This window comes from Amorphus coralli DSM 19760 (assembly GCF_000374525.1).
Taxonomy (GTDB): domain Bacteria; phylum Pseudomonadota; class Alphaproteobacteria; order Rhizobiales; family Amorphaceae; genus Amorphus; species Amorphus coralli.
Genome location: NZ_KB894573.1, coordinates 490,796 through 498,185, shown reverse-complemented (window position 1 = coordinate 498,185; position 7,390 = coordinate 490,796). Strand labels below are relative to the sequence as shown.

Sequence of the window (7,390 nt, the reverse complement as noted above, 5' to 3'; positions counted from 1 at the left end):
TTCGCCTTCGGCGCCTCCTACCAGGCGGAGATCCGCGACAACCTCACCGGCCACACCTTCTCCGCCGAAGCCTCCTTCCGCTTCTGAGCGGCAAGGCGGACCGCTCTCTCAGCCGTCGATCCCGGTCTTAGTCATGGCGAAGCGGCGCAGCCGCTCGCCGTTGCGCTCCACTTCCTGCTCTTCGACGAAGGTGAAGCCGCACCGGGCGAAGACCGGCGCGGCCACCAGGCTTGCCTCGACCGTCAGCGTCGTTGCCCCTCGGCCGGCAAGATCGGTTACGGCATGCTCGACGAGCGTCCGGGCGACGCCACGGCCGGCATAGACCGGAGAGGCGAACAGGAGATCGATGTGACCGTTCGGCTCGTAGCCGACGAAGCCGGCAATTTCCCCCTCGATTTCGGCGATCCGCATGATCAACGCCGCGTAACGCGCACTCCAGCCGTCGATGTCGGCATCGTCCGGTGCCCACGCGGCAAGTTGTGCGTCGCTGTAGCGGGCGCGGCCGAGTGTGCGCACCGACCTTGTAAACAGTGCCACCAGCGCGGGCGTGTCGGCCGGCGTTGCGTCTCTCACGATCATGCCTTCGCTCTCCGTCACGGATCCGGAACCGTGGCCACGCTTATGCGCTTTGCCTGACAGGAACGCCACCTGCGAGGAGGAAGGGGACCCAGATGGACGGATTGAGCGTCAATTTCGGTCAGACGACGTGGAAGCCCTGGGAAGACCCGGTCAACGGACGCGACGAGCGCGTGTCCTGGACCACCGTGTTTCCGAGGGACCTGAGCCCGGTGGTCGGCATCGCCGACATCGATCCCGGGGGCGCCTTGCCCTTCCATCATCACGAGCCGGCAGAAGTCTATCACGTCATCGAGGGGGAGGGCGAAGTCGAGATCGACGGCAAGGTGCACCGGCTGGCGGTGGGCTCGACGGCCTACGTGCCGGGCGGTTGCTGGCACGAGACCCGGAACACGGGTTCAGGCCCGATGCGCATTCTCTATTTCTTTCCAGAGGCGCGGTTCGATGACGTGGTCTACCACTTCGAATGAGCCCGGAGGGTCAGGGCAAACGTCCCACCGCGATCATCAGCGGTGTGCCGTCCACCGGGTTGGCCACCACCTTGGCATCGACCCCAAAGACCGCGCCGATCGCCTCCGGCGTCACCGTGGTGCCGGGTGGCCCTTCCGCGACGATCTCGCCGGCCTTCATCATCACGATCCGATCGGCATAGCGGGCGGCTTGGTTCAGGTCGTGGAGCACCGCCACAACGGTGGCACCGCGTTCGCGGACGAGGCTTTTCAGCAGGTCCAGAACGTCGAGCTGGTGGGCGAGATCCAGGTAGGTGGTCGGTTCGTCGAGGAGCAGCGTGGCTGATTTCTGGGCGAGCGTCATGGCGATCCAGGCGCGCTGCTTCTGGCCGCCGGACAGGCTGTCGAGGCTGCGGTCGCGCAAGGTTTCAAGGCCGGTCAGGGCAAGCGCCTCCTCGCACGCGGCCCCGTCGGCCGGCGACCAGCGCCCGAACAGGGCGCGGTGCGGATAGCGGCCCTGGCGAACGAGGTCGATTACCGCCAGTCCTTCCGGCGCCTCCGGGGCTTGCGGCAGGATGCCGACCTGGCGGGCCACCTCTTTCGTCGACTGGGAGGCGATCGCCCGGCCGTCCAGGAGGACGGCGCCGTCGGCGAGGGGCAGCAGACGGGCGATGGCGCGCAGGAGCGTGGACTTGCCGCAGCCGTTCGGGCCGATGAGCGCGGTGAACGTGCCGCGTGCGATCGCGAGGTCGAGACCTTCGATCACGGGGGCGCCCGGATAGCCTGTCGAGACGGCCCTGGCTTCGAGCGCAGGGTCCGTGCGGGTGTCAGGCCGCGACATGACGGCGTCTCCACAGCAGGAAGGCGAAGAAGGGGGCACCGATGAGCGTGGTCACGAGCCCGGCGGGAAGCTGTGCCGGGGCGATCACCGACCGCCCGATCAAATCCGCGGCGAGAACCAGGACACCGCCAGCGAGGGCCGCGGCCGGCAGGAGCCGGTGGTGCCTGTGGCCGACGAGCCGCCGCGCCATGTGGGGAGCGATCAGACCGACGAAGCCGATCAGCCCGGCCGCCGCCACCGCTGCCGCCGAGATGAGGCTGCACAGCAGGATCGCCAGCGCCACCACCAGATGCACGCGCTGCCCGAGCCCGCGGGCGGAGTACGTGCCGAAGCCGGCCAGGTCGAGATCGCGGCTTGCCAGCAGTGCCAACGCCATCGGGGCCACGAACCATGCTGCCAGAACCTGCACCTTTTCCCAGCGCGCGTCGTAGATGCTGCCGGCCAACCAGACCTGGGCGCGCTGCACCGCGCTGATCTCGCCGAAGGCGGAGACGAAGCCGATGGCCGCGCCCGCCAGCGCCGACAGGCCGATCCCGATCAGGATGATGCGGATCGACGAGGCGCCATTGCGCCAGGAGAGCCCGTAGATCGTCAGCGCCATGGCAAGCGCTCCGGCGAACGCGGCCCATGGGATCAGGTGTGGTTCGGTCGTCTCGTATCCGACGATGAGGATCATGGCCGCGAGCGCCGCGCCGCTGTTGATGCCGAGGAGGCCCGGCTCGGCCAGCGGATTGCGCATCACCGTCTGGGTGATGGCGCCCGCGATTCCCAGACCAGCACCGACCAGCAGCGCCAGCAGGGCCCTCGGCAGGCGGACGGTGTGGACGATCAGCGTCGCTGTCGGGCTGGCGTCGTCGCTGCCGGCGAGTGCGCCTGCCACGTCGGCCAGAGACAGCGGCTGGTCGCCCTGGATCAGTGAAAGACCGAAAAGGACGAAGGCCGCGAGGGCGAGGAGAACGTGCGCGCGGGTCATCGCGACCGACCGATCCGGTAGCGGGCCAGGTAGACGAAGAACGGGGCTCCGATGAGCGCCATGGTGATGCCGACCGGCAGCTCTCGCTCGGGCAGGAGGCTGCGTGCCAGCGCATCCGAGCCCGTGACCAGCAATGCCCCGCCGACCGCGCAGAAGGGCAGAATCCAGCGATAGTCGAGCCCGGTGAGAAGACGGACCGCGTGGGGAACGACGAGGCCGACGAAGCCGATCGGTCCGGCCACCGCAACCGCGCTGCCGGCCAGAAGCACCACCGTCACGGCGGCGACGGCCCGCCACAGCACCAGGTTCTGGCCGACGGTACGGGCCACGTCGGCACCGAGGCTCAGGGTGGTGATCTGGCGTCGCGTGAGCATCGCAGCCGCCAATCCGGCGAGGATGTAGGGCGAGACGCTGGCAATCGTGGTCATCGAGCGGCCGGCGAGCGAGCCGACAGACCAGAACCGGATCGCGTCGAGCGTCGTCTTGTCGAAGATCAGGACGGCAGAGGTCAGCGAGGCGACGAAGGCAGAGACGATGGCGCCGGCAAGCGCCAGCTTGACCGGGGTCGCGCCGGTCACTCCCATGGAGCCGAGCGAATAGACGATGGTCGCTGCCACGGCCGCGCCGGCGAAAGCAGCCCAGACATAGGTGCTGGTTGGAAGGGGCGGCCACAGGGTCAGCGCCATCACCACGCCGAAGGAGGCTCCGGCGTTCACGCCGAGCAGTCCGGGCGAGGCCAGCGGGTTGTTGGTCACGGCCTGCATGATGGCCCCGGCAACGGCCAGCGCTGCGCCTGCGATAATGCCTGCAAGCACGCGCGGCACGCGCACGGTCGCGATCACCAGGTGATCATGGGAGGCATCGAAGCGGGTGACCGCCGCGATGATGTCGGACGCCGGGATCCGCGTCGGACCGATGGTGACCGCCCACATCGCGGTCAGGGCGAGGCCGGCCGTCAGGACGGCAAGAGCTGCGGCGCGCGGGTCGATGGGCAGGGTTTGGTGCGGCCTCGACCCGGCCGGCAGTGGCCGGTCCAGCTTCATGGTCCGCGGACGATGTAGCGTTCGATGTCGTCCAGCACCCGATGGGCCGATGTCACCCCGCTGAACTCCATCCAGGTGGCGGCGTCGACGCGGTGCACGTTGCCGGATTTCACCGCCGGAAGCATCTGCCACAGCGGATTGGCGAGCACCTCGTCGTGGCGTCCGCTGGTATCGGAATCGTTCGCCCCGCCGACGATATAGAGCAGGATGTCGCCGGAAAGCGCGGACAGGTCCTCCAGATCGGGCCGCTTGAGGCGCGGACCGGTGCCGTCCGATGTCTCGTAGGGCGTGCGGTGCACGCCGGCCTCGCGTAACACCAGAAACGGGCCATAGGAGTTGGGCGCGTCGAGGTAGACCTGGAAATCCCAGCCGGTGATGCGGATCACCGAAACCGCGACCTCCGGCACCGACGCCCTGACCTCGGCCACCCGCGTCTCGTAGCCTGCCAGCAGCTCCTCGGCCCTTTCGCTCCGGCCGGTGATCTCGGCAAGAAGCCGATAGAAGTCTTTCCAGTTCTGCGACGTGTTCAGGACCGTCGGAGCGATGCCTGACAGCATTTCCTGCACACCCGTCCCGACAAAGCCGGAGCCCAGGATCAGGTCCGGCTCGAGCGCGATGATGGTCTCCAGGCTGGGTTCGGTGAACCCGCCGAGGTCTGTGACCGAACGGGCTTCCGCTTCGGCCTGGAGTACCTTGTCGCTCATTCCGAACAGCGGGGCGCCGACGACCGGAAGATCCAGCTCAAGCGACATTCCGAGACTGTAGGTCGGATCAAGGACAACGATCCGTTTGGGTTCCTCCGGAACGCAGATCGGCCCGCCGACGACGTTTCCGTCGTCGACGAGCCGTCCGTCGCATGCCCATGCCCCACAGGCAGCGATGGACAGGAGTGCGCTGAGCGCCAGTCTTGCCAGCATGAACGCTCCGTCAGTAGCGCGCGCTGACCCGGAGACCGAAGAAGCGGCCCTCGCCGATCGTCGCCTCGTTCCCGGTTTCGGAGATGCTGGTCAGGTAGTCCTCGTCGAGGAGGTTGCGCGCGAACAGCGAGACCATGGCGTAGCGCGTCTCGTAGCCGATCTGGGCGTTGACCAGCGTGTGCGCGTCGACAAACTGATCCGGCGAATTGTCCAGATCGGCGGCGCTGTAATAGCCGTCCGTGTAGGTCACGTCGGCGGCGGCGAAGAAGCCGGAATGATGGCGCCAGACGCCGCCGATCGCGGCGGTGACGGCCGGCGATTCCGGGAATTCCTTGCCTTCCAGATTGCCGGCGGTGGTGATGCCCTCGTCGAACTCGGTCTTCAGAAGGCCGAGGGTGGAGAAGAGTTCCAGCGAGGCAAAGGGCCTGTACCGGACCTCGAACTCGGCGCCGTAGGCGTGTGAGCGGGCAGAGTTCTCGGTGATGGTCTGACCCGGGAAATTCGGATTGTAGGTCAGGATCTGCTGGTTCTCGTAGTCGTAGTAGAAGGCGTTGGCGTTGAAGGCGACCTTGTCCTCCGCCCAGCGCGACCGATAGGCAACCTCGTAGGACCAGAGAAACTCCGGATCGACCTCGTTGATGGTGGTCGAGCCAGGGACGGCCTCGGCGAAGCCGGCCCGGTAGCCGCGGCTGGCGGTGAAGCCGAGGATCTGGTCCTCGGTGAGGTCGAAGGCAATGCCGATTTTCGGCAGGAAGACGGTGTTGGTGACCGAGGTGTCCTCGTCGAGCGGCCCGTAGGCCGGCTCGGGCACGCAGCCCAGGAAGAAGCACTGCAGGATGTTCAGCTGGGTCTGGTCGAGATCGAGGGCGGTGCCCGTGTAATCCGACGACACCGTATCCTGCAGGATGCGGCCACCGCCCAGCAGCGTCACCCGGTCCAGGACCTCGTAGCGCAGGTCGGCGTAGGCCGCGAACGAGCTCGTCTCGTTGGTCGCATCGAGTTTCTGGATGCTGGCCGACGGGATGCCGTAAGAGGCAAACGCGTTGGTGTCGATGGACGAATTCAGGTCTGTTTGGAACTTGCCGGCGAAGAAGCCGACGACGCCCGACACGGGAACGCCGGGATTGTCGTAGGCCAGCTGGATGTCCTGGGACAGGTCGTGCTCGTCGCGGGTGTCGGAGCGGTCGAAGGACGAGCCCGTGGGCGAGTTGATCGACACGTTCGCGTCGTTGAAGGCGGTAATCGACTTCAGCGAGAGGCTCGGCGTGAAGTCGTAGCCGAGCTCGGCGATGTAGCGGTTCACATAGGTGTCGCGGAACTCCGCGGCGGTGTTGGTCGGATCGGAGTAGACGCGGTCGAAATAGTCCGGTCCGCTGACTGCGTTCCACGACGGCTTGTCGTGGGTGCGGCTGACGGTGAACAGGGCGCTCAGCTCGGGGATCGCATCCGGCTCGATCAGGATCTTGCCGCGGATTTCCTCGAACTCGTCGTCTCCGAGCGAGGCGAGATCGGCCTGCGTGTAATCGATGTCGGCGCTCTTGCGGAACGCTTGGCCGGCGATGCGGATCGCCACCTGGTCCTGGACGATCGGAGTGGAGACCGCGAAGGCGCCGTTCAGATAGTCGAGGTTGCCAATCTGGCCGTCGACGATCGCTTCAGGAGTCCAGGTCGGATCCTTTGTCTCCACGATCACGGTGCCGCCGAGCGAATTGCGGCCCTGCAGCGTCGACTGCGGTCCGCGCAGGACTTCGATCTGTTCAACGTCCCAGACGCCCCGGCTGCCCCGCCGGGTGGCCTCGACGCCCTGCATGGCGCCATCCACCATCACCGAAATAACCGGCGCCGACCGGCTTGGCTGGGTCACGCCTTCCGCGTTGAGGCCTCGGATCGAGAAGCTGTTGTTGCCGCTCGCGGTCTGGGTGGCCGTGACGTTCGCCATCCGGCTGACGGCCTGGTCAAACGTGGTGTCGTTGAAGTCGCTCAGCTCCTGGGCCGTGGCAACGCCGACGCTGGCATAGGTGCGGAACACGTCGCGCGGCAACTTCTCGCCGGCGATGGTGATTGGCTCCAGCGCGATGAACTCGCCGGAGTCCGCACTGGCGGTCGTTGCCGCATCGCCGGGCAGGGCGCTGGCCAGCCGGACGGTGCGCGGGCCGGTGAAGGTGTAGCGCAGCGACGTGCCCGAGGTCAGGGCGTTCAGCGCCTCTTCAGACGTATAGGCGCCGGTCAGGCCGGACGTGGTCACGCCGTCGACGAGCTGGCTGTCGGCGACGATCTGGAGCCCGGTCTGGGCGGCCAGCTGGTTGAGCGCCGTGGACAGCGGGCCGGGGGAAATGGCGAGCGTCGAGCGTTCTGCCTGGGCCTGCGCGGTAAGCGGGAGGGCCGTTGCCGTCGCGGCAAGGGTGGCCGCGGCCAGGGTTGCTCCGAGAGCCCGGGCGGGCAGCCTTCTGGTCCGTCCGGATCCGGTCGATCGATCGCTCATACACTGTCCCCACTGAGTTTGACGCGCCTGATCGGCAGCGGCTTGCGCGCTGCTCTTGGTTGGGGGACGAACGAGATCCGCTGCCGGGGCCTGCCTCCGGCAAATAAAT

7 protein-coding genes are annotated in these 7,390 nt (G+C 67.3%); 1 reads left to right on the top strand and 6 read right to left on the bottom strand.

Annotation, left to right across the window (positions count from 1 at the left end; translation table 11 throughout):
* Positions 1 to 108: 108 nt before the first annotated feature.
* Positions 109 to 579, bottom strand: a complete 471-nt coding sequence (locus tag C507_RS21295; protein ID WP_018700160.1) for a GNAT family N-acetyltransferase — start codon at positions 577 to 579, stop codon at positions 109 to 111.
* A gap of 92 nt (positions 580 to 671) precedes the next feature.
* Here C507_RS21295 and C507_RS0113075 point away from each other — a divergent pair, with 92 nt between their 5' ends.
* Positions 672 to 1,046, top strand: coding sequence for a cupin domain-containing protein (locus tag C507_RS0113075; protein ID WP_018700159.1), 375 nt, complete (start codon positions 672 to 674; stop codon positions 1,044 to 1,046).
* Positions 1,047 to 1,056: 10 nt separating this feature from the next.
* Here C507_RS0113075 and C507_RS0113070 read toward each other — a convergent pair whose 3' ends face one another.
* Genes C507_RS0113070 through C507_RS0113050 form a run of 5 tightly spaced genes read right to left on the bottom strand, consistent with a single transcriptional unit; the run spans position 1,057 to position 7,281 of the window.
* Positions 1,057 to 1,866 carry an ABC transporter ATP-binding protein gene (locus C507_RS0113070; RefSeq protein ID WP_018700158.1) on the bottom strand — a complete coding sequence of 270 codons (810 nt, stop codon included), beginning with the start codon at positions 1,864 to 1,866 and terminating at the stop codon, positions 1,057 to 1,059.
* Positions 1,853 to 2,839 (bottom strand): FecCD family ABC transporter permease, encoded by a 987-nt coding sequence (locus C507_RS0113065; RefSeq protein WP_018700157.1) that lies wholly within the window; start codon positions 2,837 to 2,839, stop codon positions 1,853 to 1,855. Before C507_RS0113065 ends, C507_RS0113070 begins: the two co-directional genes overlap by 14 nt.
* A complete protein-coding gene (locus C507_RS0113060) occupies positions 2,836 to 3,882 on the bottom strand; it encodes a FecCD family ABC transporter permease (protein ID WP_018700156.1) in 1,047 nt (348 codons plus the stop codon). Before C507_RS0113060 ends, C507_RS0113065 begins: the two co-directional genes overlap by 4 nt.
* Positions 3,879 to 4,799 (bottom strand): iron-siderophore ABC transporter substrate-binding protein, encoded by a 921-nt coding sequence (locus C507_RS0113055; protein WP_018700155.1) that lies wholly within the window; start codon positions 4,797 to 4,799, stop codon positions 3,879 to 3,881. Before C507_RS0113055 ends, C507_RS0113060 begins: the two co-directional genes overlap by 4 nt.
* A gap of 10 nt (positions 4,800 to 4,809) precedes the next feature.
* A complete protein-coding gene (locus C507_RS0113050) occupies positions 4,810 to 7,281 on the bottom strand; it encodes a TonB-dependent receptor (RefSeq protein WP_018700154.1) in 2,472 nt (823 codons plus the stop codon).
* Between the last annotated feature and the right edge of the window lie 109 nt (positions 7,282 to 7,390).

Excerpts from the sequence above, each read along its gene's own strand:
- C507_RS0113060 (WP_018700156.1), bottom strand. The coding sequence starts at position 3,882 with ATGAAGCTGGACCGGCCACTGCCGGCCGGGTCGAGGCCGCACCAAACC.
- C507_RS21295 (WP_018700160.1), bottom strand. The coding sequence starts at position 579 with ATGATCGTGAGAGACGCAACGCCGGCCGACACGCCCGCGCTGGTGGCA.
- C507_RS0113050 (WP_018700154.1), bottom strand. The coding sequence starts at position 7,281 with ATGAGCGATCGATCGACCGGATCCGGACGGACCAGAAGGCTGCCCGCC.
- C507_RS0113065 (WP_018700157.1), bottom strand. The coding sequence starts at position 2,839 with ATGACCCGCGCGCACGTTCTCCTCGCCCTCGCGGCCTTCGTCCTTTTC.
- C507_RS0113055 (WP_018700155.1), bottom strand. The coding sequence starts at position 4,799 with ATGCTGGCAAGACTGGCGCTCAGCGCACTCCTGTCCATCGCTGCCTGT.
- C507_RS0113070 (WP_018700158.1), bottom strand. The coding sequence starts at position 1,866 with ATGTCGCGGCCTGACACCCGCACGGACCCTGCGCTCGAAGCCAGGGCC.
- C507_RS0113075 (WP_018700159.1), top strand. The coding sequence starts at position 672 with ATGGACGGATTGAGCGTCAATTTCGGTCAGACGACGTGGAAGCCCTGG.